19 protein-coding genes are annotated in these 26,273 nt (G+C 71.3%); 7 read left to right on the forward strand and 12 right to left on the reverse strand.

All coding sequences use genetic code 11. From position 1 onward, the window contains the following. Positions 1-65: 65 nt before the first annotated feature. Both QSK18_RS30020 and QSK18_RS30025 read right to left on the reverse strand, forming a co-directional pair. Positions 66-1,709, reverse strand: coding sequence for an Eco57I restriction-modification methylase domain-containing protein (locus QSK18_RS30020; protein ID WP_285626113.1), 1,644 nt, complete (start codon positions 1,707-1,709; stop codon positions 66-68). Then, on the reverse strand, positions 1,706-3,205 hold the full coding sequence (locus QSK18_RS30025) for a sulfatase family protein (protein ID WP_232811523.1): 1,500 nt from the start codon (positions 3,203-3,205) through the stop codon (positions 1,706-1,708). The genes QSK18_RS30020 and QSK18_RS30025 overlap by 4 nt, the downstream gene beginning before the upstream one ends. Before the next feature lie 140 nt (positions 3,206-3,345). On the opposite strand from QSK18_RS30025, the gene QSK18_RS30030 reads away from it, so the two are divergent. The 4 genes from QSK18_RS30030 to QSK18_RS30045 all read left to right on the forward strand — a co-directional run bounded on the left by QSK18_RS30030 (position 3,346) and on the right by QSK18_RS30045 (position 6,296). Beyond that, entirely contained in the window at positions 3,346-3,579 is a 234-nt protein-coding gene (locus QSK18_RS30030) for a Flp family type IVb pilin (RefSeq protein WP_232811524.1), read from the forward strand. Between the two features lie 86 nt (positions 3,580-3,665). Next, complete coding sequence (locus QSK18_RS30035; RefSeq protein ID WP_232811525.1) at positions 3,666-4,412, forward strand: hypothetical protein; 747 nt, start codon at positions 3,666-3,668, stop codon at positions 4,410-4,412. Between the two features lie 100 nt (positions 4,413-4,512). Beyond that, positions 4,513-5,472 (forward strand): ATP-binding cassette domain-containing protein, encoded by a 960-nt coding sequence (locus tag QSK18_RS30040; RefSeq protein ID WP_232811526.1) that lies wholly within the window; start codon positions 4,513-4,515, stop codon positions 5,470-5,472. Next, positions 5,469-6,296 carry an ABC transporter permease gene (locus QSK18_RS30045; RefSeq protein WP_232811527.1) on the forward strand — a complete coding sequence of 276 codons (828 nt, stop codon included), beginning with the start codon at positions 5,469-5,471 and terminating at the stop codon, positions 6,294-6,296. The genes QSK18_RS30040 and QSK18_RS30045 overlap by 4 nt, the downstream gene beginning before the upstream one ends. Positions 6,297-6,300: 4 nt before the next feature. Here the strand turns inward: QSK18_RS30045 and QSK18_RS30050 are convergent, their stop codons facing one another. The 3 genes from QSK18_RS30050 to QSK18_RS30060 all read right to left on the reverse strand — a co-directional run bounded on the left by QSK18_RS30050 (position 6,301) and on the right by QSK18_RS30060 (position 10,636). Then, a complete protein-coding gene (locus tag QSK18_RS30050; RefSeq protein ID WP_285626118.1) occupies positions 6,301-9,519 on the reverse strand; it encodes an AfsR/SARP family transcriptional regulator in 3,219 nt (1,072 codons plus the stop codon). A gap of 21 nt (positions 9,520-9,540) precedes the next feature. Beyond that, entirely contained in the window at positions 9,541-10,284 is a 744-nt protein-coding gene (locus tag QSK18_RS30055) for an NUDIX hydrolase (protein ID WP_232811529.1), read from the reverse strand. A 97-nt stretch (positions 10,285-10,381) separates the two neighbouring features. Beyond that, positions 10,382-10,636 (reverse strand): helix-turn-helix domain-containing protein, encoded by a 255-nt coding sequence (locus QSK18_RS30060; RefSeq protein ID WP_232811530.1) that lies wholly within the window; start codon positions 10,634-10,636, stop codon positions 10,382-10,384. Between the two features lie 229 nt (positions 10,637-10,865). Here QSK18_RS30060 and ligD point away from each other — a divergent pair, with 229 nt between their 5' ends. Next, positions 10,866-12,167 carry a non-homologous end-joining DNA ligase gene (gene ligD / locus QSK18_RS30065; protein WP_285626126.1) on the forward strand — a complete coding sequence of 434 codons (1,302 nt, stop codon included), beginning with the start codon at positions 10,866-10,868 and terminating at the stop codon, positions 12,165-12,167. Here ligD and QSK18_RS30070 read toward each other — a convergent pair. After that, the gene (locus QSK18_RS30070; RefSeq protein WP_285626129.1) at positions 12,089-16,423 is read right to left on the reverse strand and encodes a PDDEXK-like endonuclease domain-containing protein; all 4,335 of its coding nucleotides are present in this window, start codon (positions 16,421-16,423) and stop codon (positions 12,089-12,091) included. The two genes, ligD and QSK18_RS30070, sit on opposite strands and share 79 nt — an antisense overlap. A 59-nt stretch (positions 16,424-16,482) precedes the next feature. Next, positions 16,483-17,082, reverse strand: a complete 600-nt coding sequence (locus QSK18_RS30075) for a TetR/AcrR family transcriptional regulator (RefSeq protein ID WP_285626131.1) — start codon at positions 17,080-17,082, stop codon at positions 16,483-16,485. Positions 17,083-17,188: 106 nt separating this feature from the next. Between QSK18_RS30075 and QSK18_RS30080 the strand changes: the two genes are divergently transcribed. After that, positions 17,189-17,620 (forward strand): organic hydroperoxide resistance protein, encoded by a 432-nt coding sequence (locus QSK18_RS30080; RefSeq protein ID WP_232811534.1) that lies wholly within the window; start codon positions 17,189-17,191, stop codon positions 17,618-17,620. Between the two features lie 261 nt (positions 17,621-17,881). Next, positions 17,882-18,892, forward strand: a complete 1,011-nt coding sequence (locus QSK18_RS30085) for a CAP domain-containing protein (protein ID WP_285626135.1) — start codon at positions 17,882-17,884, stop codon at positions 18,890-18,892. Positions 18,893-18,947: 55 nt separating this feature from the next. On the opposite strand, the gene QSK18_RS30090 is transcribed toward QSK18_RS30085, so the two are convergent. The 5 genes from QSK18_RS30090 to QSK18_RS30110 all read right to left on the reverse strand — a co-directional run bounded on the left by QSK18_RS30090 (position 18,948) and on the right by QSK18_RS30110 (position 26,272). Continuing rightward, positions 18,948-20,171 carry an EAL and HDOD domain-containing protein gene (locus QSK18_RS30090; RefSeq protein ID WP_232811536.1) on the reverse strand — a complete coding sequence of 408 codons (1,224 nt, stop codon included), beginning with the start codon at positions 20,169-20,171 and terminating at the stop codon, positions 18,948-18,950. Positions 20,172-20,417: 246 nt separating this feature from the next. Further along, a complete protein-coding gene (locus tag QSK18_RS30095) occupies positions 20,418-21,728 on the reverse strand; it encodes a class I SAM-dependent methyltransferase (protein WP_352396688.1) in 1,311 nt (436 codons plus the stop codon). A gap of 126 nt (positions 21,729-21,854) precedes the next feature. Next, positions 21,855-23,222: an FAD-binding oxidoreductase gene (locus tag QSK18_RS30100; protein ID WP_408623360.1), complete on the reverse strand. Its 1,368-nt coding sequence runs from the start codon at positions 23,220-23,222 to the stop codon at positions 21,855-21,857. A 93-nt stretch (positions 23,223-23,315) separates the two neighbouring features. Continuing rightward, the gene (pgm, locus tag QSK18_RS30105; protein WP_232811539.1) at positions 23,316-24,959 is read right to left on the reverse strand and encodes a phosphoglucomutase (alpha-D-glucose-1,6-bisphosphate-dependent); all 1,644 of its coding nucleotides are present in this window, start codon (positions 24,957-24,959) and stop codon (positions 23,316-23,318) included. Positions 24,960-25,057: 98 nt separating this feature from the next. Next, a complete protein-coding gene (locus QSK18_RS30110; RefSeq protein ID WP_232811540.1) occupies positions 25,058-26,272 on the reverse strand; it encodes a phosphotransferase in 1,215 nt (404 codons plus the stop codon). Position 26,273: the final 1 nt, after the last annotated feature.

Raw genomic sequence — 26,273 nt, forward strand, 5'->3', positions numbered from 1 at the left:
GGTGGGACAGTCCGGGTGGTGCACCCGGGCCGGAGACAGTTTGAGGCCGGCCGGGTCCGACGTCATCAGCCGGAAGACCTATTGAGGGCGAAGCGGGTGCGGGCCCGGTCCTGCCGGCGGGCCTGCAGGTGCGCGTGGGCGGCCCGCAGGTGGTGCACCGTCTCGGCGGGCAGGCCCAGCGTCCGGACCAGCAGGGCCTCGTCCACCAGTTCAACCGCGTCGGCGAGCCGGGCCTGGGCCAGGGCGGCGGCCACCGCCGGGCGGACGGCGAGCAGGGCCGGGGCTGCGTCGCGCAGCAGCTCAGGGGAGGGCAGGGGCAGTTGCTTGGCCTCGCTCGGCTCCAGTTTGAGCAGTCCTCCGCCGTAGGAGCGGCCAATGGTCTCGCAGCCCAGCAGGGTCACCGAGCACAGGCCGGCCATCGGCAGGAGCCCGGCGGCCCAGGCCGCTCCTTGGCTGAGGTGAAGGCCGTGCACGGAGTTCAAGTGATGCGCTCGGGCGGTGTTCTCGACCAACCGCGGAGCATCGGCGTTCATGTAGGTCAGCAGCAGATCGGGCGGGGGTACCAGGCGTACCTGCCACCACGGAGTACGGATGCGGCACTTGTAGGCCTCGTGCACTCCCAGCTCTTCCCCCGCTCGTACATATGCAGTGGCAGCCGGGGTACGCCGGTCCGGCGGGCGGAAGAGCCAGGTGGCGGCACCGGCCCGGCCGAGTTCGGCCAGGTCTTCGGCGGAGAACTCCAGGTTGCGCAGGTGCGAGGAGCCGGGCGGGGAGAGCGGCAGGAGGTCGGCCGGGCCCAGGCCGAGCCCGGCGGCCTGCTCCGGGCTCAGGGCGAAGAAACCGTTGTTGCCGGTGACGATGCCGAGCGAGACCTTGCCCCAGTCGCCCAGCACGCCGAAGCCCGCACTCGGCAGCAGCTTCTCAAATGCCCTCAGCCCTCCGGCCGGGATCAGCGCCGACGTCCACTTCTGCTCGGGGGCCCGCACCGTGAACGAGGCGAACTCGAGCTCGTCCGAAAGGGCCGCCGCATTACGGACCTGCAGCGTCTGCAGCCGGTGCGGGGCGGGCCCGCCCTGACCGAAGCCCTCGGCCAGCAGCAACACGATCTCGGCCACCACGCCCGGGAAGACGCGCTCGGTGAAGGCCACCAGCCGCACCTGGGCGAAGTTCTCCAGCAGGTAGCGACGCACCGGCGCGGCATAGTTCACGCTGAGCAGTTCGGCCGGCAGCACCAGGCCGAGTCTGCCGCCCGGCCGCAGGAAACCGGCCGCGTGCACGGTGAACGCCGCCCAGCTGGAGGCCATGCCGCTGAGCTTCACCCCGGCCCGCCGGGCCGCCTCCTGGGCCCGCACCCGGTCGCCGCCGGTGAAGTCGTGATAGCGCACGTAGGGCGGGTTCCCGATCACCGCGTCGTAGTCGCCGGTCGGGGTCAGCGTGAAGAAGTCGGCGGTGGTGACGCTGGCCTGCACCCCCGTCGCCTCCAGGACCGAACGCGCAGCCGCCGCTGACGCTGGGTGGAGCTCAATGCCGTCCAAAAGCCATTCGGAACCACCCGACTCGGCGGCCGCGAGCAGAAAGGCGGCCTCCCCCGAAGCCGGCTCCAGCACTCGGCCCCCCGGGCCGCGCAGGGCCCAGCGGGTGACGTGGCGGGCGATCGGTGCCGGCGTGAAGAAAGCCCCCCGCGCCTTGACCGGATCGAGCGTGGTCACCCGCCCGCACCCTGCGCCTTCGTGCAGGCGGCGGTGCCGGCACAGGCCTCTGCCCGGCGCACCGCGGTCTGGAGTTCCTTGAGCCGCTTGGCCGGCATCTTGGCGGCGATGTTGTTCAGCTGGAACGGGTCCTTGGACATGTCGTAGTACTCCTGCTCGCCGCTCTCGTACAGAACGTAGAGCCAGTCCGCGCCCCGGATCGCCTCGTAGTCCGGCGGATTACCGCCTTCCGGCAGCGGGTAGTCCGGATCCTTCTTGTCGGTCACCGGACCGTGGTGCTCGACCAGCACGAAGTCGCGGCCCTCGCCCTGGCCGCCCTCCCGCCAGAGCGGGGCCAGACTGGTGCCGTCCACCGTGTCCGGCACCTCCGCCCCGGCCAGATCGCCGAAGGTGGAACGGATGTCGATGTTGGAGGCCAGTGCGTCGACCGACTTCCCGGCGGGCACGTCCGGCCCGACCACCACGAAGGGCACGTTGATGTCGGTGTCGAAGGCGGTGGTCTTGCCGTTGGTCAGCGAGTGCTCACCCATGTGGTAACCGTTGTCGGAACTGAACACCAGGTAGGTGTTGTCGGCGATGCCCAGCTCGACGAACTGCTTGCGCAGCGCGGTGATCATCTCGTCGATGCTCAGCATGGTCTGGGCCCGCAGCCGGTGGTCGCGGTCCATGTTCTTCTGGTCGGCCTTGGTCAGCTTGTAGCGCTTGAGCCAGGAGGGCGCGTTCTTCGGCCGGGCCCCGTAGGCCTTGGTGCGCGGGGCCTTCACGTCCGGCAGGGCATCGGCGTGGCGCGGCGCCGGGATGTAGGGGGCGTGCGGCATGAACGGTGCGACCTCGAGCATGAACGGCTGGTGCTGCTCGCCGGCGCGCTTGACGAAGTCCTGGGCGCGGCCGGAGAGGACGTCGGTGATGTAGTCCTCCGGGGCGCTGCCGTACTTCACCACCGCACCGTTCTGGTTCAGGCTGTAGTTGAAACCGTTGTAGCCGTACCCGGCCACCGCCCACTCGCTCCAGCCGGCCGGGACCTTGCGCGGCTTGTCCGGGAACCCGGGCTGGTACTGGTTGAGGTACTTGCCCATCATCGCCGTGCGGTAACCGGCCTTCTGCAGGTCCACCGCCATGGTGTCCGACTCCAGGCCGAGCGCCTTGAACGTGACGTACCCGCCGTCGTCGCCGACGTTGCGGTAGATCCCGGTGTTGTGCGGGTAGCGGCCGGTGAAGATGGACGCGCGGGAGGGGCAGCAGAGCGAGTCGGTGACGAAGTAGTTGCTGAAGGTGGTGCCCTCCTGCTGCATCGTGGTCAGCGAAGGCATGTACTGCATCAGGTTCATGGACATGTCGTCGACCAGCACCAGCACCAGGTTGGGCTTGTCGGGGTCCTGCGCCGTGCGGGTCGGAGAAGCCTGCTTGCCACCGTCCGGGCCTCCGGTGCAGGCGGCCAGCAGAGCCACCAGCAGAACCGTCACCAGGCCGGGCCGTACCCGCTTCTTCCCCACCACTGCCCTTCCGTCCGCGGCCCGGCGATCGGACCGTCGCAGTAGTTTCCCGGTTCTTCCTGAGCGCACGCACCCAGGTGCCCGGCCCGGGCGCGCCGTCGATGTCGGACCACGCGTTTGACCGGGCGCGTAGGGTCGGACCCGTGACCGCTCGCCCACTCTCCGACCGCGGATCGTCGGCGGTCGAGTACGGGCTGATCGCCGGGGGCGTGGTGGTGACGTTCCTGGTCGCCTTCATCGGGCTGCAGGCGGCGGTGGGCACCGTGTTCGGGCGTGGGGTGGACTCGGTGGAGCAGGTCGGGCCGGGCGGTCAGAGCCGGGACGCGACCCTGCTGCGCAGCCGGCCGATCACCCCGGCCCCCTCGGGCACCCCATAGGAACCGCTGCTGTCGCGGACTCGTTCTTCGGAGTGCAGTGTCTCGGTGCAAGGCCGTGACACCTATTCGGAGGAGTGTGACCCGTCGTGGGCTTCTTGGACAGGCTGCTGGGACGGGACAAGCACCAGCAGAACCAGGGCTACCAGCAGCAGGGCTACCAGCAGTACGGCGCGGGACAGCAGCCGCCGTCCTGGGGTTCGCCGGCGCCGCAGCAGGGTGGCTACCCTCCGCCGCAGCCGGCCCGCCCGGGTGCCGAGCCGGGCAGTGACGCCAAGGCCGACCAGGCCGCGATCGCCCGCTACCGCTACATGCTGAAGACCGCGCCGCCCGAGCGGATCGAGGAGGCGCACGCCGAGGCGTTCGCCAAGCTCTCGCCCGACCAGCGGCGGATGGTCCTCGCCGGGCTGTCCGAAGAGGTACCGCCGCACGAGCGCGCCACCTCCGACGACCCGCGGTCGCTGGCCCGGATGGCCACCCGCGCCGAGATGCGCCGCCCCGGCACCCTGGAGCGCAGCTTCGGCCGCCCCAGCTACGGCGGAGGCATGGGCGGGATGGGCATGGGCGGCGGCATGGGCATGGGCGGCATGGTCGCCGGTGGTCTGCTGGCCGGGGTGGCCGGTGCCTTCGTCGGCACCGCCATCGCCGACGCCATGTTCGACGGCTTCGACGAGAGCGAGTTTCAGGAGGGCTACGAGGCCGCTGCGGACGACTTCACCCAGCAGGCCGACGCGGGCCAGCAGGAGTTCGAGGACGCCGGGGGCAGTGACTTCGGGGACTTCGGCGGCGGTGATTTCGGGGGCGGCGACTTCGGCGGGGGCGACTTCGACGTGTGAGCTGACAGCGGCTGACAGCCGGGCGTGCGCGGCCTGACAGCGCGCCCGGCCACCTTGGACGAGTCAGAGCACCACCTGAACTCATCCGAGGGAGCCACCCATGGCATTCGCCTTCGAGGCCGAGGGCCTGGTCAAGCGCTTCGGCGCGACCACCGCCCTCGCCGGGGTCGACCTGGCGGCCACCGAGGGCACCGTTCTCGGGGTCCTCGGGCCGAACGGCGCGGGCAAGACCACGGCGGTCCGGATCCTGGCCACGCTGCTGCGGCCCGACGAGGGCCGGGCCCGCGTGGCCGGTCTGGACGTCGTCTCCCAGGCCCCGCAGGTCCGCCGTCAGATCGGGCTCACCGGCCAGTACGCCTCGGTCGACGAGGACCTGACCGGCACCGAGAACCTGGTCCTGATCGGCCGTCTGCTCGATCTCAGCCGTCGCGACGCCCGGGCCCGGGCCCGGCACCTGCTGGGTCAGTTCGACCTGGCCGAGGCCGCCGACCGGCCCGCCAAGAACTACTCCGGCGGTATGCGCCGCCGGCTCGACCTGGCCGCCAGCCTGGTCGGGCGGCCCAGCGTGATCTATCTCGACGAACCCACCACCGGCCTCGACCCAGCCAAGCGCGACGACGTGTGGCGGCTGGTGCGCGGTCTGGTCGCCGACGGCACCACCGTGCTGCTGACCACGCAGTACCTGGAAGAGGCGGACGCGCTCGCCGACGACATCACGGTGATCGACCACGGCCGGGTGATCGCCCACGGCACCCCGGCCGAACTGAAGCACGTGGTCGGTGGGCAGACCCTGCAGGTGCGGCCCACCGACCCGGCCCACCTGGAGAGCGTGCGCACCCTGCTGGGCCAGGTCTCCGGCAAGGCGGTCGACTCACCGGCCCGCGGGGTCCTGAGCACCCCGGTCGACGGGGACGGCGCGCTGACCGCGGTGGTCGCCCGCCTGGCCGAGGCGCAGATCGCGGTCACCGAACTCTCGCTGCACCTGCCCAGCCTGGACGAGGTCTTCTACAGCCTGACCGGCGTCCGTGACCGCGACCGTGAAGAGGAGCGTGCGGCATGACCAGCACCCTGATGACCGAGGCGCCGGACGTACCCACCGCGCCGACCTCCGAGACCCCCGCCAAACCCTTTGCCCTGGTGCGGCATTCGCTGGTCCTGGCGGGCCGCTCGATCACCAAGATCAAGCGCACCCCGGAACAGCTGATCGACGTGACCATCCAGCCGATCATCTTCACCGTGCTGTTCGTGTACCTGTTCGGCGGCGCGATCTCCGGCTCGCAGCAGGCCTACCTGCAGTTCGTGCTGCCGGCCATCCTGGTGCAGTCGATCCTGTTCGCCACCCTGGCGATCGGGGTGAACCTGAACACCGACATGAGCAAGGGCGTGTTCGACCGGTTCCGCAGCCTGCCCATCCCGCGCTCGGCGCCGTTGGTCGGCGCGGTGCTGGGCGACCTGGTCCGCTTCGTCACCACCATCGTGGTGCTCTTCGCGTTCGGCTACGCGATCGGCTTCCGGGTGGAGACCAACCTGCTCCAGGCCCTGGCCGCCTGTCTGCTGGTGCTCTTCTTCGCCTTCTCGCTGACCTGGGTGGCGGTGTTCCTGGGCACCGCGGTGCGCAACTCCGGCACCGTGCAGGGCATCGGCTTCCTGGTGATGTTCCCGCTGACCTTCGGCTCGAACATGTTCGTGCCGGTGGACACCATGCCGGGCTGGCTGCAGGCCTGGGTGAAGATCAACCCGGTCACCCACCTCACCGAGGCCTGCCGGGGCCTGCTCACCGGCGGCGCGATCGCCACCCCGGTGCTGCAGACCCTGGTCGCGGCCGTGGTGATCATGGGGATCTTCGCGCCCCTGGCCGTCCGGACCTACCGCTCCCGCACCTGAGAAGCTACGACGACGCCGCCGGGTCCGAGGGCCCGGCGGCGCTCTGCTGCGCGATCCGGGTGGCCAGTTCCAGCGCCTCCGGCCGCTCCAGCGAGCGGCCCTTCTCGTAGGCCGCGGTGAACACTCCTTCGTCCAGGCCGAGCATGGCGGCCCGGCGGGCAACCGAGACGTCCGGATCGCGCAGACCCTCGTAACCGCGCAGAACGGCTGAGGCGCCGAGCACTTCGGCAGCCAGGGGCCGCTGATCGGTAGCTGCCAGATAGTGGACGAGGGTCAGCGTCACCCGGGCGGCAACGGGCATGTCCCGGCTGCCGATGGCCTGCTCCATCACCTGGGGCAGCCGGTTGCGGGCGGTGCTGAGGTCGCCGGCCTGGATCTCGAAGAGCGTGAGTTCGCTCAGCATCAGCGCGCGCAGCTGCGGCACCCCGCGCGGGGCGTTCAGGCTCAGCTCCAGGCCCTGCTCGGTCAGCCGCCGGGCGGTGGCCAGGTCGCCCTCGGCCGCGGCCACCGAGGCCAGACCGGAGAGGGTGAAGGCCCGGGTCATCCACGAACCGGCCTCGGTCGCGAGGTGCTGGGCGGCCTCGAGGTCGCGCCGGGCCCCGGCCAGGTCGCCCTGGTCCTTGCGCAGCCGGGCGATCCGGATCCGCGCGTAGCCCTCGTCGTCGGCCACCCGCAGCTCGGTCATCATCCGCGCGGCCTGGCTGAGCAGGGTGATCGCCTCGTCGAGTTCGCCCTGGGTGCGCCGGATCTCGCCGAGCTGACTGCTGGCGGTGGCGATGCCCCAGCGGTCGCCCAGCTGCCGGAACATCTCCAGCGCCTGGGGTATCTGCTGCGCCGTGACCTCGAAGTCGCCCTCGTTCTCGGCCAGCACCGACGACATAAGCCTGAGCATCGCCCGGGCCCACGGATCCGGGTGGTCAAGGCTCTGCTGCAGGGCCTTACGGCCTTCGGACATGCCCTCGCGGAAGGCCTTCACGGCCGGTGCGACGACGGCCAGCAGGGGATGCGCGGAGGGCAGGTCGACCTGGGCCGCGAGCTCCTCGATCGCGTCGAGGGCGTCGTCGGAAGGCAGGGAGTCCTGGGTCAGGGAGGAGCTGATCGTGCTCATGATCAGCGCGAAGAGCCTCGGCCCGGGCGGACTCTCACCTGGAACCCGGATCGCCTGGTCGGCCCAGCTGCCGGCCTCCTCGTGCCGGCTGGTCATGGTCCAGTACCAGCCCAGCGCCCCGGCCAGTCGCACGGCCAGGTCGGCGTCCTGGTTCTCCACCGCGAAACGCAGTGTGGCCAGGAGGTTCTCGCGTTCGGTGGTCAGCCGGTCGAGCCAGGTGAGCTGGTCGGGGCCGCGCAGGTACGGATCTGCGGTCTCGGCCAGGGCCAGGAAGTAGCTCGCGTGGGCCCGGCGCACCGTCGCCATCTCGCCCCGGGCCGAGAGCTGCTCCAGGGCGAACTCGCGGATCGTCTCCAGCATGCGGTAGCGCGGCTGGGCCTGATCCACCCCGGTCACCACCAGCAGCGACTTGTCCGCCAGGGACAGCAGCAGGTCGGCGACCACGTCCTGGTCCAGCTCGCCGCCCGAGCACACGGCCGCCGCGGTGTCGGCGGTGACCCCGCCCGGGAACACCGAGATCTGCTCGGCCAGGGCCCGCTCGTCGTCGGTGAGCAGTTCCCAGCTCCAGGCCACCACCGCACGCAACGTCTGGTGCCGCGGCATGGCCGTACGGTTTCCGCCGGTCAGCACCCGGAAGCGATTGTCCAGACGCCCGGCCAGGGCCTCCGGGCCGAGCGTCCGCATCCGGGCGGCGGCCAGCTCGATGGCCAGCGGCAGGCCGTCGAGGCGGCGGCAGATCTCTGAGACTGTGGCGCTGTTGTCGGGGGTAAGCGTGAAGCCGGGCCGCACGAGGGCAGCCCGATCGGTGAACAGCCGCACGGCGGGGGAGTCGAGCGAGTCGGACGCCTGGGTGGACAGCGGGCGCACCGGCCAGATCGACTCTCCGACGATGCCCAGCGGCTCACGACTGGTCGCCAGCACCGTCAGGTCGGGGCACCGCGCCAGCAGGAAACCGGCCAGCTCGGCGCAGGACTCGATCAGGTGCTCGCAGTTGTCCAGCACGACCACCGCGTCCTGGCCGGCCAGGGCCTCGACCAGGCGGGCCCGGGCGTCGCGCAGCGGGGGTTTCTGCTGTACCCAGGTCTCCACCTGGGAGCGCTCGATCGAGCCGATGCTGTCCAGCACCGTGGAGGGCACGTCGTCCGGGTCCATCACCGGGGCGAGCTCGACCATCCAGACGCCGTCGCGGGTGTTCAGGCGCCCGGCCACCTCACCGGCCAGCCGGGTCTTGCCGGCGCCGCCGGTGCCGACCAGGGTGACCAGCCGCGCGCGTCCGAGCTGCTCGGTGATGCCTTCCACCTCGGCCTGCCGCCCCACGAACGAGGTCAGCGGCACCCGCAGATTGGTGCGGCGAGGGCCCAGGTCCTCGGCCACGGACGGGGCGCGCAGCGCAGCATCGTCCCGCAGGACCTGCGCCTGCAGTTGCTGAAGCGCTGCCGGTGGGTCGAGCCCCAGCTCGTCGGCCAGCGCCCGACGCAGCCGCTCGTACACCGCCAGAGCCTCGCCCTGACGCCCATCGGCGGCCAGCGCCCGGATCAGCAGCTCGTGGGTGCGCTCACGCAGCGGGTGCTGGGCCGCCACCTCTTCCAGGTCGGCGATCGGTTCGGTGGTGCGGCCCAGAGTGAGCAGGGCGTCGGCCCGTTCGTCGATCGCGGTCAGCCGCAGCCGTTCCAGCCGCTCCACCCAGGCTTCGGCGTAGGGCGCGTCGGTCACCTCGGCCAGCGGGCTGCCCCGCCACAGCCGCAGCGCCTGGCTCAGCAGTTCGACGGCCTCGGCCGGGGTGGTGGCCCGCCGGCCCTGGCCGACCAGACTCTCGAAGGCCAGGGCGTCCACGTCGTCCCGGTCCACGACCAGGCGGTAGCCGGCCGGGCCGGACTCGATCAGGTCGGGCCGGGGCAGCGCCCGGCGCAACCGGGAGACCAGCGACTGCAGGGCGTTGACCTCGTCGGCGGGCGGGGTGTCGAGCCACAGCGACCCCACCAGCCGGCTCACCGGAACCCACGACCCGGCATCGGCGGCCAGCCTGACCAGCAGGGATCGCAACCGCGCCCCGCCGATGTCGACCGGCGCGCCGTCGGCCTCGAGTGAGAGCGGCCCCAGAACCCTTACCTGCACCGAATCAGTCTCGCAGGGAGTTCAGACCACGGTCGGCGTCGGCCTGAGGATCGGTGGGTTCAGGCTCTGCGTCGGCCCCTGCCGGAACAGCTGGGCCGGCCGCCCGCCACCGCGCGTGGTCATCTCGCCGGTCGGCTCCAGGAACCCGAGGGTGCCGGTGACCTTGCGGTGGAAGTTCCGGGCGTCCAGGTCCACCCCCCAGACGATCTCGTAGACCCGGCGCAGCTCGCCCACGGTGAACTCCTCCGGGCAGAAGGCCGTGGCCAGGCCGGTGTACTCGAGCTTGCCGCGGGCCCGCTCGACCCCGTCCCGCAGGATCCGGCTGTGGTCGAAGGCCAGCAGGGAGGGGGAGTCCGGCAGCGTGCTGTCCAGGAACGTGGCCACCGGCGACCACTCGGCCGAGGCGGCGTCGCTGCCGCCGGCGACCGCCGGCGGGTTCGGGATCAGCGCCAGGTAGGCCACGCTCACCACCCGCATCCGCGGATCACGACCGGGATCGCCGTAGGTGCCGAGCTGCTCCAGGTGCATGCCCTCGGCGCCGGTTTCCTCCTTGAGCTCCCGGGCCGCCGCCGTCGCCAGCGTCTCGTCGGGCTGCACGAAACCGCCGGGCAGCGCGTAGGTGCCCTTGAACGGCTCGGCCCCCCGGCGCACCAGGAGCGCGGCCAGGCTGTCCTCGATGATCGTCAGCAGCACCACGTCCACGGTCACCGCGACCGGCGGATAGCTGGACGGGTCGTAGCGCTCGGTTCTCTCGTTGCCGGACACGGCTCTGGGTCCCTTCGAGTGACGCTCTTTCGTCCGGCTGACGATAACAGCGGGCGTGGAGGACGTCACCCCGAGATCAACAACTCGCGACCAGGGATCAGTGCGGCGGCGTGAGGCCGAGCGCCTCGAGCTCCTCGGGGTCGGTTCCCTCGGCCAGCTTCCACAGCGGCACCCCGAGGGCCCGGCACAGCGGGCCGAGCTCGTCGACCTGCACCCGGCGGGCGCCCGTCTCCAGTTCCGACACCTTGGTGCCGCCCCAGCCGAGCTGCTTGGCCAGATCCTTCTGCAGCCACCCGCGACGAGCGCGCTCGGCCGCCACGTTGCGCGGCAGCACATCCAGAAGAGTGGGCATGTCCGGACGGTAGGAGCTTTCGCCGGTCAGATGCATGGGCCGCCGGAGTGAAAGCGGCATCACCGTGCTCCACTCGGCTTAATCCGGCCTGGTTCGGCTAATCCGAACTCGGATGCCGACAAAACCACAGATAGAGGACGTCGGTGAGCCTCTCGGTCTCTCGGTAGCAGCTACGGGGTCGCGGCCGAATAACCGGGCCGATCCGGCCGCTGCGGCATAGCCTGACCGGGTGGCGAAGGAGAAGGGCACGGTCCTGGAGGTCGCCGGGCGCGAGGTGACGGTGACGCACCCCGACAAGATGGTGTTTCCCGAGGCCGAACGTCCCGGCGGTGGGGGCACCGGCGTGACCAAGCTGGATCTGGTGCAGTACTACCTGGCCGTGGCCGAGGGGGCGCTGCGCGGGGTCTCCGGCCGCCCGATGGTGCTCAAACGCTTCGTCAAGGGCATCGACGAGGAGGCGTTCTTCCAGAAACGGGCGCCTTCCAACCGTCCTTCGTTCGTGGAGGTCGCCGAGCTGAAATACGCCTCGGGCCGCTCCGCCGAGGAGGCGGTGATCCGCGACGCCGCCGGGCTGGCCTGGGTGGTGAACCTGGGCTGCATCGACCTGAACCCGCACCCGGTGCTGGCCGAGGACCTCGACCGGCCCGACGAACTGCGCATCGACCTGGACCCGATGCCCGGGGTGGAGTGGGGGCAGGTGGTGGAGGTGGCCTTCGTCGCCCGCCAGGTGCTCGCCGACCACGGGCTGACCAGTTGGCCCAAGACCTCCGGCTCGCGGGGCTTCCACATCTACGCACGAGTCGAGCCGACCCGTCCGTACAAGGATCTTCGCCTGGCCGCCGAGACGGTGGCCCGGGAGGTGGAGAACCGGGTGCCCGAGCTGGCCACCGCCCGGTGGTGGAAGGAGGAGCGCGGGTCGCAGGTGTTCGTCGACTTCAACCAGAACGCCAAGGACCGGACGATCGCCTCGGCCTGGTCGGTGCGGGCGGTCGCGGATGCCCGGGTGTCCACACCGCTCAGGTGGGACGAGGTCGAGCACTGCCGGATGGAGGAGCTGACCATCGCCACGGTGCTGCCGCGGTACGCCGAGCAGGGTGATCCCTGGGCCGGGATCGAGAACGAGCGCGGCACCCTGGACGCCCTGCTCGCCCTGGCCAAGCAGCTCGGGCCGGCCGAGAAGCCGCCGAAGGGGGTGGGCCGGCGGCAGTCGACCATGCCGCTGATCGAGATCGCCCGGACCAGAACGAAACCCGAGGCGCTGGAGTGGCTCGAGGTCTGGAAGGCGAAGTACCCCGAGGTGGCGGCCCAGCTGGAACCGGTCGACGTGCTGGTCGACGGCATGCGCGGGCGCAGCTCGCTCTGGTACCGAATCCGGATCAACCTGCAGCACGTGCCCGAGGCCCAGAGGCCGCCCCAGGAGGAGCTTCTGGCCGACTACAACCCGTGGGCCGGTCAGGAATGGTCGAGCAGGGGGTCCGGCAACTCCAGCACCACTTCCCCGGATTCGCCGGACTCCTTGGACTCCGAATAGGGCCGTACGCCGTGCTTCTCGAGCCGCTCGAACAGGGTGGCCACCGTCTCGGCCCGCTCGCGGTAGAACTCCGAGGCCCGGATTCGCCAGAACGTCCAGCCCAGCCGCTCCAGCTGCCGCTGGCGGCGCAGGCCGTGCTCCCAGCCCTCGTCGCCGGGGTGCTGCTCGCCGTCGCACTCGATCGCCAGCCGCCGCCCGGACCGCCCGACCACCACCAGGTCGATCCGGTAGCGGCCGACCGCGTGCTGCACCTGCACCTGGTAGCCGGCCTGCTGTAGTTCGCGCAGCACCGCGAGCTCGAACTCCGACTCGCAGCGTTCCTCCAGCCCTTCGGCCGGCGGCACCCGACGGCCCGCGTCCCGCACGTACTCCAGCAGCGCCCGGCGCTGGTCGTCGGCGTGCAGGCGGCCCGGCTCCACGGTGTGGAACACCCACACCTGGTCCTGCGCCCGGGAGGCGGCCACGTTGATCCGCTGCTTGTCCGCGTTCTTGGTGGCGGCCCAGGTGGCGTCGTCGGCCACCACGCTGATGAACACCACGTTGCGCTCGTCGCCCTGGAAGGCCGGCGGACTGCCCACCCGCAGACGACGCTCGGCGAACGCCTCCGGGCCGAGCCGCTCGCGCAGCAGATTCTCGATCAGCGGAGCCTGGGCCGCGCCCTGCAGCGTGACCACACCGAAAGTCATTCCGGCATAGGCGCTGTCGTGATGGCAGGCCAGGACCTGCTCGACCAGGGCCGCCGCCTCGGCCGGGTTGACCTTGTCGCCGCCCGCCGAGCCGGTGGTGGCGCCCTCGGGTACCCGCACCAGCTGCAGGGGAGCGCCGATCGCGGCGCTGGACGGTTCGCGCAGCGGCAGGATGTCGCCGTCGTAGTAGCGGTTGGAGAACTCGATGATCTCCGGCACGCAGCGGAAGTGCTCCCGCAGCAGGATCGTGCTGGAGAAGATCAGCTCGGCCAGCGCGTACAGGCTCTGGTCGGCGGTGAGCAGGCTGCGCACCCCGATCCCGGCCAGGTGCGCGTTCTGCAGCTGGATGATCCGCTCCACGTTCACCCCCACCGCGGCCGGGCTGGTCTGCTGGTCGTCGCCGACCACCACGGCCTTCGCACCCAGCGCCAGCACCCCGACCGAGAGCAGGTCGCACTGGCTCGACTCGTCCACGATCACCACGTCGAACGGCTGGGTGACGAGCGGGTCGAAGTTCTCGATCACCCGGTGCACGGGCATGATCCAGACCGGCACCGCGCCCATCGCGCTGGGCATGAACCGGCGGGCCTCGCTCTCCCAGTGCGGGGCGTACTTGCCGGTGCCCTTGCCGCGCTTGCCCAGCGCCCGCAGCCAGGCGGCCAGCGCCCGGCGGTTCACCTCGCGCAGGTTGTGCTTCAGCCCCAGGGCCGCCCCGCGCCGGGCCCGCTGCCGCACCAGCGCCTGCTCCCGCTGCTGCAGGGTGATCACCTGAGCCTGCCGATGAGCCAGGTCACCGGCTCGGAGCAGGGCGTCCAGCCAGGTCGCGGTGATCCGCCAGTGCCAGGTCAGGGCCGCCCGCGCGGCCGTGCCCACCACCTCCGGATCGGCGCTGCTGCTCACGATCGCGGCCGCCCAGCCCGGGGTCACCGTGGCCAGCCGGGCGGCGAGTCCGGCCTGCTCGGCAGCCACCGGTTCGAGTCCGGCCAGCCGGGCCACCTCGTCGAGGGTCACGCCCCAGGCCACCCAGTCGCGCTCGTCGAGGGCCGTGCGCAGGGCGTTGAACAGCGGCGATGCCGCGGGCTGGTCGGCCCCTCGGCGCAGTTCGTCGCTCAGGGCGGTGAGTTCGGCGGTGGCCGCCCGCTCCTGCGTCCGGGCTCCGGCGGCGGCCAGAAGGCGGGTCAGGGTGGTCAGGTCGGCGGCGGTGAGTTCGGGGCCCAGTTGCGGTACCAATGGACGCAGTCGGGCCAGGAGGGCGGGTCGGCGTTCGGTTTCCCACGAAAGGGCCTGGGTGAGCTGTTCGGCGAAAACCGTCGTTGCGTGGATGGAATCGTCTGCTGGGGATTCGTCGATCGGGAGCCCGGCCAGCATGCGCCGGGTGGCGGCGCGCTCTTCTTCCAACTGCAGCCAGGTGCCGGCCAGATCGGTGTCCTCGGCCGTGCGCAGGGCCCGCCCGTCGATCCGGGCCTGCCCGTGCAGCTGCTTCAGGTCGCTCCCGCCGAAACGTGGAAGTCCCTTGCCCGCAGCGAATCTCTGCCCGAGTTCGGTGAGCAGGCGGCGCTGCTCGTGCGGATCGCCGGGCGGGAGCTGGATCTCGTGCCCGAACAGGTCGGCCTGCAGATCGGCGGCGGCGCTGCTGCGGCGGTGCAGTTGCTCGGCCTGGTGCGCCCAGGAACGGGCACTGGCCTCGGAGTCACGCACCTCGGTACGGATCCGCACCAGCCCGGGCGACTCCAGCCCGGCCAGATGCCCGGCCGCCTCGGCGACCTCGGCCCGCAGTTCGGTCAGCCGCCCGGCGGTCAGTTCGTCGAGCGCCCCCACGTCCACCCCGGAGCGTTCCAGGACGGCCACGTCCTGAAGCAGCTGGTCGAGTCGGCTGACCAGCTCGAACAGCTGTGTGGGAGTGGGTAGATCACCTCGCGGGCGGATGGTCCGCAGGGCGTGGGCGTCGCCCGGGGCGAGCCGCTCGCTCAGCTCGAACAGCCGGGTCAGCTCGTCCGCAGCCAGCGGCGGCACCGCGTCGACCGGCAGCTCGTCCGGGATCCGGCCCAGTTCCGGCTCGTTCTCGCTGAGCCAGCGGGCCACCTGCGGGGCCCGGTGCGGCGTGCGTTCCCGGCCGTTGGGCCCGCTGGGCAGGTCCCACTCGGCGTCCTCGGTGCGCAGCGCCTCGAGCACCGCCCGCTCCACCTCGGCCAGCTGCGCGCGCACCTGGTCGAGCTCGGCCTCCAGCCCGGCCACCGCCCGGGTCTCGGCCTCCACGTCGATCTGGGCGGCGATGTCCTGCACCGCCTGGGCCGAACCGCGCAGCTGCTCGATCGACTCGGCCGACGAACCCAGCACCGCGATCGACAGGTCGCGCAGCTCTTCGGGGATCTTGTCGCGCAGCACGGTCAGCGCCTGCTCGTTCTGCGCGGTGACGAGCACCCGTTTGCCGTGCGCGAGCAGATGACTCACCAGGTTGGCGATGGTGTGGCTCTTGCCGGTGCCGGGCGGGCCCTGCACCGTGACCCCGCGCTCGCGGGCCAGTTGCCGGGCGATCCGCTCCTGCTCGGCATTGGCCGGCAGCGGCATCAGCAGGCGCTCACCGATCGCCTTCCAGGTGGCGTCGTCGGGCCGCTGGCCCAGCTCGTCCTGGGCCACCCGGAGCTCGTCCTCGTCGGCCACCACCGCGGCCATCGCCTGCGGCAGCACCGAGTCCTCCTTGAGGCGCTCGGCCAGCTGCAGGTAGAAGCGCTCGTGCCGGGTGGGCCGACGGCGCAGGAACAGCACCCAGGTGTCGGTGATCACCGGGACCGGGCCGGGGGTGGCGATGTGGGGGCCGGCGACGACGGCGGCGTCCAGGTGCAGAGGAGCCAGCAGACGGTCGTGCAGAGCCCGGCGCGCCGCGTCGTCCCACACGTCGAGGTCGTCGAGATCGGTGAGCCGGTTCAGCTCGCCCAGCACCGGAAGGTCCAGACCCTCGAGCGCAGCCAGTTCCAGCTCGGCCGGCCCGTCCGGCACCACCCGCAGGGCGCCGGTGGCCGCATCCAGCTCGACCCGCACCCCGGTGAGCACCAGGGGATGCCGGATCTGCTCCAGGGCGACGTCCCACGAGAGCACCGAGTTGCCCCAGACCAGTTCGTGCGTGCTCTGCTTGCGCTCGGCCTCCAAATGCAGGGCGAAGAGACGCTCATACAGGTCACGAGCCTGCTGGCCGTTGGCCGCGCTTTCGGCCCAGGGACGCCAGGTCTCCTGCAGCCAGGTCCGGAAGGGCAGTTCCAGTTCGGGCGGTGCCCCCGGGGAGAGAGCCGGTTCACGGACGTGTGTGGCGACGTAGGCGGCCAGGTCACCGGGGACGCGGGGCGGCTCGGGCGGCAGGGGTACCTTGCGCACCTCGAGCCAGTCGGCCGGGGTGCCCAGCCGGACCTTCGGGTGCTTGGGGACGTCGGTGGGCAGCAGAGCGGCCGGCCCACCGGAAAGATCGGGTCTGAGGACGTCGCGGACCGGCCGGACGGTCAGCTCACGGGCGGTGGCGGCCAGGAAGGTGAGCAGACGACGGGTGCGGTCGAGGACCTCCTCGCTCCGCTCGCCCACGGTTCTCCTCAGGTCGCCCTACGGGTGTCTGCACTGGATTGTGGCAAAACCGAGGGACATCACGAACTCGACCGGCCGTCGGTGAGCAGATCGTCCACGCCCTCGCGCAGTGTGGCCCGGGCGGTTTCCGGATCGTTCAGGTAGCCCGAGATCATCGCGCCGTCGCGCAGCAGCATGAACCGGCGCCCGGCCCGGTCGGGCGCGGAGTGCCCGATCCGGCGGAACGCCTCGACCGCGACGCCCAGCATCCAGGTCCGGTGCTCCTCGATCGCCTGGCGCACCGGGCTGCCCTGGTCCGGGTACTCGGCCGCGGCGTTGATGAACGCGCAGCCGCGGAAGCCCGGCTCGCAGATCCGCTCGCTGTGCTCACCGATCAGGGCCTCCAGCAGCGCCCGGGGGTCCGGGTCGAACACCGCCGGCTCCACGTTGGCCCTCACGGTGGAGTCGAGCGAGCGCAGGTAGCTGAGCACCAGATCCTCCTTACCGGGGAAATGCCGGTAGAAGGTCGAGCGGGTGACCTCAGCCTCACCGAGGATGCGGTCGACACCTACCTCGTGGATGCCTTCGGTGTAGAAGAGCGCCGTCGCGGTCCTCAGCAGGCGCTCGCGTGCCTTCGAGGGGCGGGTGGAACCGGTGCTGACGGCCTCGCGCGTTGCCATGACCCCAGTCTATCGGACCGATCGTTCCGTCTTGACAGATCCCGGAGCGGCACGCGAGAGTTGCCCACGACAGAACGATCGGTCCGATTCCTTGGAGGAAGTTGTCATGGCCGCTGTTTACACCGCTGTTGCTACCGCTACCGGTGACGGCCGGGGTGGTCACGCCCAGTCCAGCGACGGCGTCATCGACATCGACCTGGCGGTGCCGAAGGAGATGGGCGGCCCGGGCGGCGAGAAGACCAACCCCGAGCAGCTCTTCGCGGCCGGCTACGCGGCCTGCTTCCACGGTGCCGCCCGTCTGGTGGCCGGCAAGCAGAAGGCCGACGCCACCGGTTCGTCGGTGACGGCCGAGGTCGGCATCGGCTCCAACGGCCAGGGCGGCTTCGCCCTCGAGGTCGTGCTCAAGGTCAACTTCCCGGCGATGGACCAGGCCACGGCCGAGTCCGTGGTCGAGACCGCGCACCAGGTGTGCCCCTACTCCAACGCCACCCGCAACAACATCCCGGTCGAGCTGGTCGTCACCACGAACCCGGCCTGATCGGTACGCCTGGCTGCGGCTCCTCCGCGGCGGGTGATCGATCACGGTCGAACACGTCCGGCCCACCGGTTCACTGCACCGGTGGGCCGGACGTGTTTTGGCGAGACCTTTCGGGGCGCAGTTAACGGGCCACTGGCCCAGGCTTGACCAATCCTCATCGGTGGCCTGCGAAAAGGCGCTCGCCGACCGGGGTTTAGGGGCGATTCGACAGGTAACGATATGACAACGCCTTAACCGGCATTCGTGCTAAACCTGCTGGCCATGTCCCTGACACGTCACCAGAAGTTCCGTCCGCTGCTGATCGGCGCTGTCACCGCAGTCGTCGTCGGAGGCAGCGGCGCCGCCTGGGCCTGCAACGGCCTGCTGAGCAACGACACCGAGGCTCCCCGGGCCCAACTCGCCACTCACGCCATCGAACTCGGCGCCGCCGCCACCGACTCCCGGCCGAAGTCCGAGGCCAAGGCCGAGCGCAAGAAGGCCCAGGAGGAGCGGAAGAAGGAGCGCCGCAAGAAGCACCGCAACCACGGTCACCACCGGCCCGGCCACGGTCACGGTCACGGTCCGATCGCCACCACCGAGCCGGGTGAGACCCCTGAGCCGGGTGAGACCACCGATCCGGGCGAGACGACCAGCCCGGAAGAGCCGACCACCGAGCCGACCACCGAGCCGACCGGCCCGACCGAGACCACCGAGCCGGACGAGACCCAGACCACCGAGCCGACGGAACCGGACGAGACCGCCACCACCGAGCCGTCCGACCCGGGCCCGACCACGCCGGAAGAGCCGACCACCGAGCCGACCACCGACGTCCCCACCACCGAGCCCACCACCGAAGCGCCGACCACCACGCCGGACGAGACCACCACGTCCCCCAGCGGCGACAGCACGCTGGCCACCGCGGTGATCAAGATCGTGAACACCGAGCGGGCGGCGGCGGGCTGCGAGCCGGTCACCCAGGACCAGGCGCTCACCCAGGCGGCGCTGACCCACTCCGAGAAGATGGAGGCGGCCAACCAGATGTCCCACCAGTTGCCTGGTGAGGCCGACCTGGGCACCCGCTTCACCGCGGCCGGCTACACCGGCTGGCGCTCGATCGGCGAGAACGTGGCCTACGGCTACACCTCGGCCGCCAGTGTCATGGACGGCTGGATGAACAGCGCCGGGCACAAGGCGAACATCCTCAACTGCTCCTTCGACGACATCGGGGTCGCCGCGGTGACCGGTGACAACGGCACCATCTGGTGGACGCAGACGTTCGGCACCCAGGGCTGAACCAGCTGACCCACCTGAACCGGCCGCTCGTCCCGGGCCTGCCTGAACTCGGAAGTCAGGCAGGCCGGGTCGAGCGGTTGCTCCGGGCCGTGGCCCGGGTCGTCTCCGTGGTCCAGGCCAGGGCCTGCAGGTAGGCCTCGGCCATGGCCGGCAGCGGCACCGGGCCGCGGCCGGCTTCCTCCAGGTCCTCGTGCTGGTAGGCCCGCACTGCGGTCAGCAACCGGCGCAACGGATGGCTGGGGTCGCCGGTCAGGGCGGCCGAGAGCTCGGGCGTCAGCGTCGGCATCCGGTCCAGAAGCGCCGAGGCGGGCAGGCCGAGACCCTCGGCGATGCCGTCGAGCAGACCAGCCGTGAACGCCGTGTCCGGAGTGACCACCCGGCCCAGCTCGGCCACCCGCTCGCAGGTCCGGGCCCGGGTCAGCGCGCCCACCATCTGGCTCTCGCTGCGTCCGTCGGAGTTCAGCGACAGCAGGATCAGCCAGGCCCGCAGCCGGCTCAGCCCGACCATCACCAGGGCGTCGCGGATCGAGGCGACCTGCCGGCTGGAACCGGTCGAGGCCGAGTTGGCGATCCGCAGCAGCCGGTAGACCATGGCCGGGTCCAGGCGCACCGCCCGCTCGATCTCCTCGGTGGTGGCGTCCGGGTCGCCGAGCCGCCCGATCAGGTGCAGGGCCAGTTGCTGGCCGGGGGAGAGCGTCTCGATCGACATGGTCTCGGGCCGGCCCAGGTAGTACCCCTGGAACAGCTCGAACCCGGCGGCGATGCAGCGCTCGTAGACCTCCTGGGTCTCCACCTTCTCGGCCAGCAGCCGGACCGGGTGCGGCCGGCACTTCTCCACCGTGAACAGGACCTCGTCCCAGGTCATGGCCAACACGTCGATCTTGACGATGTCGGCCACCGCGAGCAGCGGCTCCGACTCGGGGGTCCAGGTGAAGTCGTCCAGGGCCAGGCGGTAGCCCTCGGCGGCCAGCCGCAGCGCCCCGAGGACGACCTCGGGGTCCAGGTCGATGGTCTCGACGATCTCCAGCACCGCCGCGTCCGGGGAGAACGGCAGGGGCAGGTCGCCGACCAGGAACTTGCGGGTCAGGTTGATGAAACCGGGCTTTCCGCCGAGCAGTTCGGCCGCGCCGAACTCGGCGAAGGCGGCCAGGATGGTCTGCGTGGTGGCGCCGTCGGTGTCCAGGTCCGCGCGGGTCGCTCCGGCCGTTCCGCGGAAGAGCAGTTCGTAGCCGTAGAGGTGGCCGTTGGCGTCGTTGATCGCCTGGCGGGCCACATGCACGATCGCTCCGTTTCCGGGGGCCGGACTGCGACGGCCGTCCAGTTGCTCGGTGACCGCGGACTCAGCGGTTCCGTGTTTCGTATCGGCCGCGCCGGGGCAGCAGTTGAGACACCCGTACTCCTTCCGGGCTACCCGCCGGATCACGGAGAGTCTGGCGTTCACCCGGACGGCCGTGGGCGCGACCCGACCGGAGCACCGGGCGGAACAGGGCGTGGTGCCACGCGTTCCGCTCCGCCCGGGACCACCTCAGACCCCGAAGGTGTGCCGCAGCGGGTAGTCGGAACATCCCCGCTCGTCCGGCCGCACCGCCAGCACCTGGTGCAGTTCGATCTGCCGCTTGTCGAAGCCCAGGCTGCTGCCGGCCAGGTACATCCCCCAGATCCGGGCCGTCGCCTCGCCCACCTCGGCGACCGCGGCGTCCCAGTTCGCGGTGAGGTTGGCTCCCCAGGCCGCGCAGGTGCGGGCGTAGTGCTCGCGCAGGTTCTCCTCGTGCCGCATCTCCAGCCCGGCGTTCTGCAGCGCCACGATCATTCCCCCGGCGCCGGTCAGCTCGCCGTCCGGGAAGATGTAGCGGTCGATGAAACCGCCTCGCACCCGCGGCTCGTGGATGTTGTCGGGCCGGGTGATGGAGTGGTTCAGCAGCCGGCCGCCGGGGCGCAGCCGGTCCCGCAGGAACGAGAAGTAGGCCGGGTAGTTGCCCACCCCGATGTGCTCGGTCAGGCCGATCGAGCTGACCGCGTCGAAGTCGCCCTCGGTCACGTCCCGGTAGTCGCCGTGGCGCACCTCGGCCAGGTGCTCCAGGCCCTGGCGCTTGATCTCCTGCTGGGCCCACTCGGCCTGCTCGGCCGAGAGGGTCACGCCCAGGGCCTTCACGCCGTAGTGCTCGGCGGCGTGGCGGACCATCCCGCCCCAGCCGCACCCGACGTCCAGCAACCGCATCCCCGGCTTCAGGCCGAGCTTGCGGGCCACCAGGTCGTACTTGTTGAACTGGGCCTCTTCGAGGGTGGCGCCCTCGTGCGGGTACAGGGCGCAGGTGTAGGTCATCGAGGGGCCGAGCAGCATCTCGTAGAACTCGTTCGAGACGTCGTAGTGGTGATGGATCGCCTCGGCGTCGCGGTGCCGGGAGTGCCGCAGCCCCTCCAGCGTGCGCCGCCAGTCCGGCAGCGCCTCCTGCGGCGGAGGCGGCGGCGGGACGAGTCGCTGCAGGCCGAGGCTGCGGGCGATCCGGACGGTGGTCCGGACGTCGGGTCGCCGCCACTTCAGCTGGTCCATCGCGGCCAGCAGGGCGTAGGGGTTGCCGGGGTGCACACCGGAGACCTGGATGTCCCCGCTCACGTAGGCGCGGGCCAGTCCCAGCGACCCGGGGGCGGTGGCCACGTAGGCCGCGGCCCGCGGGTTGTTCAGGCTGACCGTGATCTCGGCGTCGGCCGGTCCGGTCGAACTGCCGTCGTACGCGGTGAAGCGCACGGGGGAGGGCTCCGCGAGGAGCACGTCGAAGATTTCGGCCAGCAGCAAGGGCCGGAAAGGCTGGGGTCCGGCGTCCGTCCGGCCCAGGATCGCGGTGAGGCTCAACTCGTCTCCTCGAGACAAAATTTTCAGTTGCCTCAGGCACAAGTTGAAAATGTGACGATCAATGCCCGACGTCCACCGAGTGAGATCGGGATTCGCCCGGACGGCCGTACCTCAGTGACGGCCCACGACCTTGGAGTAAAGATCCAGCAGGCGGCCGTCGCCGTCGTACCGGGCCTTCAGAGCGGGGTAGTTCTCGCCGCCGTAGGCGGCCCAGAACGTCTCCTCGTCGTAGTAGGCGTCCGAGTACAGCGACTTGTGCCCGCCGAACTCGGCCACCGCCTGCTCGATCTCGCGGTTCTTGGCGCCGTCGGCCTGGCCCGGCCCGATCGCCACGGTGCCCCAGAACCCGGCGTTGACATACGTCTCGCCGGGCCGCAGCGGGTACAGCGACCAGGTGCCGGAGCCTTCCCTCAGACGCAGCGGGCACAGCCAGACCGGGGTCATCGGCACGTTCTGCAGGTACCAGCCGAGGAACTCGGCGGTGCGGCCGACCGGCAGCTCCACGTCCTGGATCACCCGCTCGCGGGCGGGCCGGCCCCGCCAGGCGTCCAGCCGGGAGACCAGCCCGTACCGGGTCTCCAGGCCGACCAGACGGTGGAAGACGTCGCTGCGCCGCAGCCGGGCCGGCCAGTAGCGGCGCACCGTGGGGTTCTGCGCGCCGAACGCGGCCGAGCACCAGAACCAGTCGGTGTCCCAGCGCCACAGGTAGTCGTGGATCGACAGCCGGTCGGTGGAACGGCGCTGGATCGACCGGTAGTACGGCTCCGCGCCGGTGTAGTCGCTCAGGCCGCCCACCTCGTCGGTCCACGACCCCAGGGTCAGGTACCCCTCGGTCGCCGAGAACACGACCCCGTCGAGGAAGCCGACCTCGGTGCCCTCCCAGCGGTGGTCGGTGCTGATCGTCTCGATCGCCCGGGCCAGGCTGTCCAGGTCGTCGAAGCGCACGTGCCGCAGGTCTACGGCCGCGTGCACCGGCTCCAGTTCGATCCGCAGGCGGGTGGCGTAGCCGAGGGTGCCGTAGGAGTTGGGGAAACCGTGGAACAGGTCGGCGTGCTCACCCTCGGGGTGGGCGGTGACCAGGTCGCCGTCGCCGGTGAGGATGTCCATCTCCAGCACCGACTCGTGCGGAAGGCCGTTGCGGAACGAGGTGGACTCGATGCCGAGCCCGGTCACCGCCCCGCCCAGCGTGATGGTCTTCAGCTGGGGCACGACCAGGGGCATCAGGCCGTACGGCAGCGTGGTCGCGACCAGCGTCTCGTAGGTGCACATCGCCTGGACGTCGGCGGTGCGGGCCTGGACGTCGATCGAGATCACGCCGTCCAGCCCGCTCACGTCCAGCCCGGTGGTGGTGCCCTGGCTGCGGGTGCGGAACAGGTTCGAGGTGCGCTTGGCCAGGCGCACCCGTTGCCCGGCCGGGATCGCCCGGTAGGAGGCGAGCAGCCGGTCCACCGCGGCCCGGTGGCTCTGGGCCCCGCGCACCAGCGCGGTCAGTGGCGGCACGGCCGAGGTGGACAGGACCGGGGTGACGGTGGTGGTGGTCGGCGTCATTTCTCGGTCCTGTCCTTCTCAGCTCTACAGCACGGCGTTCACCAGGTCCTTCGCGGCCTGCTGCACCTGAGCCAGGTGCTCGGGCCCGCGGTAGGACTCGGCGTAGATCTTGTACACGTCCTCCGTCCCGGACGGGCGGGCGGCGAACCAGGCGCTCTCGGTGGTGACCTTGAGCCCGCCGATCGCGGCCGAGTTGCCCGGGGCCTCGGTCAGGGTGGCGGTGATCGGTTCGCCGGCCAGTTCGGTGGCGGTGACCTGCTCGGGCGACAACTTGGCCAGAACCGCCTTCTGTTCCCGGGTGGCCGGGGCATCGATGCGCGCGTACACCGGATCGCCGTGCCGGTTCACCAGATCGGCGTAGTGCTGGCTGGGCGTCTTACCGGTGTTCACGGTGATCTCACTGGCCAGCAGGGCCAGCAGCAGGCCGTCCTTGTCGGTGGTCCAGACCGTCCCGTCCTTGCGCAGGAACGAGGCCCCGGCCGACTCCTCGCCGCCGAAACCGACCGATCCGTCCAGCAGGCCGGGGACGAACCACTTGAACCCGACCGGCACCTCGACGAGCTTGCGGCCCAGGTCGGCGGCCACCCGGTCGATCATCGAGGAGGAGACCAGGGTCTTGCCGATCCCGGCGTCGGGCGACCAGCCGGTCCGCGAGGCGAACAGGTAGCTGATCGCCACCGCGAGGTAGTGGTTGGGGTTCATCAGGCCGCCGTCCGGCGTGACGATGCCGTGCCGGTCGGAGTCGGCGTCGTTACCGGTGGCGATCGCGTACTGGTCCTTCGCCCCGATCAGCGAGGCCATCGCCGAGGGCGAGGAGCAGTCCATCCGGATCTTGCCGTCCCAGTCCAGCGTCATGAACCGGAAGGTGGCGTCGACCAGCGGGTTGACCACCTCGAGGTTGAGCCGGTGGCGCTCGGCGATCTCGCCCCAGTAGGCCACCGCCGCCCCGCCCAGCGGGTCGGCCCCGATCCGCAGCCCGTTCTCGCGGATCGCGTCCAGGTCGAGGATGCTCGGCAGGTCGTCGACGTAGGTGCCGAGGAAGTCGTAGCCCGCGGTGGTCTCCGCAGTGCGGGCCCGGGCGAACGGGATGCGCTGCACCCCGGCCAGTTTCGCGGCCAGCAGCTCGTTCGCCCGGTTGGCGATCCAGCCGGTGGCGTCGGTGTCGGCGGGCCCGCCGTGCGGCGGGTTGTACTTGAAACCGCCGTCGGCGGGCGGGTTGTGGGAGGGGGTGACGACGATGCCGTCGGCCCGGCCGGAGTCGTCACCGGCCCGGCCCCGGTTGTACCGCAGGATGGCGTGCGACACGGCCGGGGTGGGGGTGTAGCCGTCCCGGTCGTCGACCAGGGTGCGCACGCCGTTGGCGGCCAGCACCTCCAGGGCGCTGGCCCAGGCCGGTTCCGACAGGGCGTGGGTGTCCCGGCCGATGAAGAGCGGCCCGGCGATGCCCTGGCCCGCGCGGTAGTCGCAGATCGCCTGGGTGGTGGCGACGATGTGGGCCTCGTTGAACGAGCCGTTGAGACTGCTGCCGCGGTGGCCGGAGGTGCCGAACGAGACCTTCTGGGCGGCCTCGGACGGATCCGGCTGGACGGTGTAGTAGCTGGTCACGACGTGAGCGACGTCGATCAGGTCTTCCGGCTGCGCCGGCTGACCGGCCCGGTCGTGTGGCATGAATCCTCCTGACGGCACGGACAGCGTTCGGTCAGGAGGTTATCCAATGGGTAGGCACCTCTCCGGTGGCCCTACGGCCCGCGGCGCCCACCGGCCGCTCACTCCGGCGCCGGGCGGCCCTGGAGCACTTCCTCGATCCGGTCGAGCATCCGGCTGGTGGCCGCCTCCCAGTCCGGCCGCTGCACCCGGTGCGGGCCGGTGGCCAGGCTCATCAGCACCCCCGCCGTGCGCAACCGCAGCCCGAGAGCGTCCACTTGTTGCTCGAAAACCGGCCGCCAGAGCCGGGACAGGGCGTACGAGCGGGCCGCGTGCCGCTCGGAGCTGAGCGCCAGGGCCTCGCAGTGCGCGAGCGCGCAGGCCAGGTCGTCGGCCCGGGAGCCGGGTCCGACCGTGTCCACGTCCAGCAGACCGACCACCCGGCCCGAGGCGTCCACCGTCAGCTGCGCCTCGTAGAAGTCACCGTGGGTCGGGTCGCTGCCCAGCGGAACCCCTTTCAGCCCGGCCGCGACCACGTCGGCGAGCTGCCGGGCCCGGGCCGCCTCGGTGGGCAGCGAACGGCCGATCATCTCGGCGTACTGCGGGGCACGGCGGCTCCACGGACGGCGGCGGTTCAGTCCCAGCACCCCGGGCGGGAACTTGTCGAGCACCGAGATCAGCTCTTCCGGACGGGGCAGCCCGGCCTCCCCGGAGCCCGCGGCGTTCGAGGACAGCAGCCGCCGGCGCAGCGGGGTGCCGGGCAGGTTCTCCAGCACCAGCAGCCCATCGTCGGTCCAGCCCAGGCTGTGCGGCACCGGAACGCCTGCCTCGTAGAGCATCTCGTGCCGTCGGTGCAGCGCCTCCACGTCTGCGGGCGGCAGCACCTTGGCGTACAGCACGCCCCCGGCCGAGCTGACCCGGATCACCGCCCGGCGCTTGGGCCGGTACGAGACCACCTCGGTGCGCAGCCCCTGCGGGTCCAGGCCGAACGAGCGCAGCAGCCCGGGCAGCGCCTCGGTGCTCAGTGCCGTGCTCAGCCCGGGCAGCCCGGGATCGTCCGGCAGCCGCCAGACACACACCCGGTTCTGCCCGTCCGACAACGTCAGCGTGCCCGGGACCTGGGGCGGTTCGTCGCCCGCGGCCAGCGAGGTGGCTCCCAGCACGTCGTCGGTACGCCCGGTCGGCCACTGCACGGTGGCCTGGTAGGCGACCGTGGTGACCTCCCCGCGATGGTCGACCTGGGTCACCCGCCAGTCCTCCAGGTGCCCACCGGCGGTCGAGACCGCGGCCTCCAGCAGGTCGCCGGCGTCGGGGCCGGTGAGCATCTCCAACGCCATC

Origin of the sequence: Kineosporia sp. NBRC 101677 (assembly GCF_030269265.1) — a bacterium.
GTDB lineage: Bacteria > Actinomycetota > Actinomycetes > Actinomycetales > Kineosporiaceae > Kineosporia > Kineosporia rhizophila.

Bases quoted from the DNA above. Each gene is read 5' to 3' on its own strand.
- QSK18_RS30040 (WP_232811526.1), top strand. From the start codon at position 4,513: ATGGCATTCGCCTTCGAGGCCGAGGGCCTGGTCAAGCGCTTCGGCGCG.
- QSK18_RS30045 (WP_232811527.1), top strand. From the start codon at position 5,469: ATGACCAGCACCCTGATGACCGAGGCGCCGGACGTACCCACCGCGCCG.
- QSK18_RS30060 (WP_232811530.1), bottom strand. From the start codon at position 10,636: ATGCCCACTCTTCTGGATGTGCTGCCGCGCAACGTGGCGGCCGAGCGC.
- QSK18_RS30075 (WP_285626131.1), bottom strand. From the start codon at position 17,082: ATGGCAACGCGCGAGGCCGTCAGCACCGGTTCCACCCGCCCCTCGAAG.
- QSK18_RS30080 (WP_232811534.1), top strand. From the start codon at position 17,189: ATGGCCGCTGTTTACACCGCTGTTGCTACCGCTACCGGTGACGGCCGG.
- QSK18_RS30085 (WP_285626135.1), top strand. From the start codon at position 17,882: ATGTCCCTGACACGTCACCAGAAGTTCCGTCCGCTGCTGATCGGCGCT.
- pgm (WP_232811539.1), bottom strand. From the start codon at position 24,959: ATGCCACACGACCGGGCCGGTCAGCCGGCGCAGCCGGAAGACCTGATC.
- QSK18_RS30110 (WP_232811540.1), bottom strand. From the start codon at position 26,272: ATGGCGTTGGAGATGCTCACCGGCCCCGACGCCGGCGACCTGCTGGAG.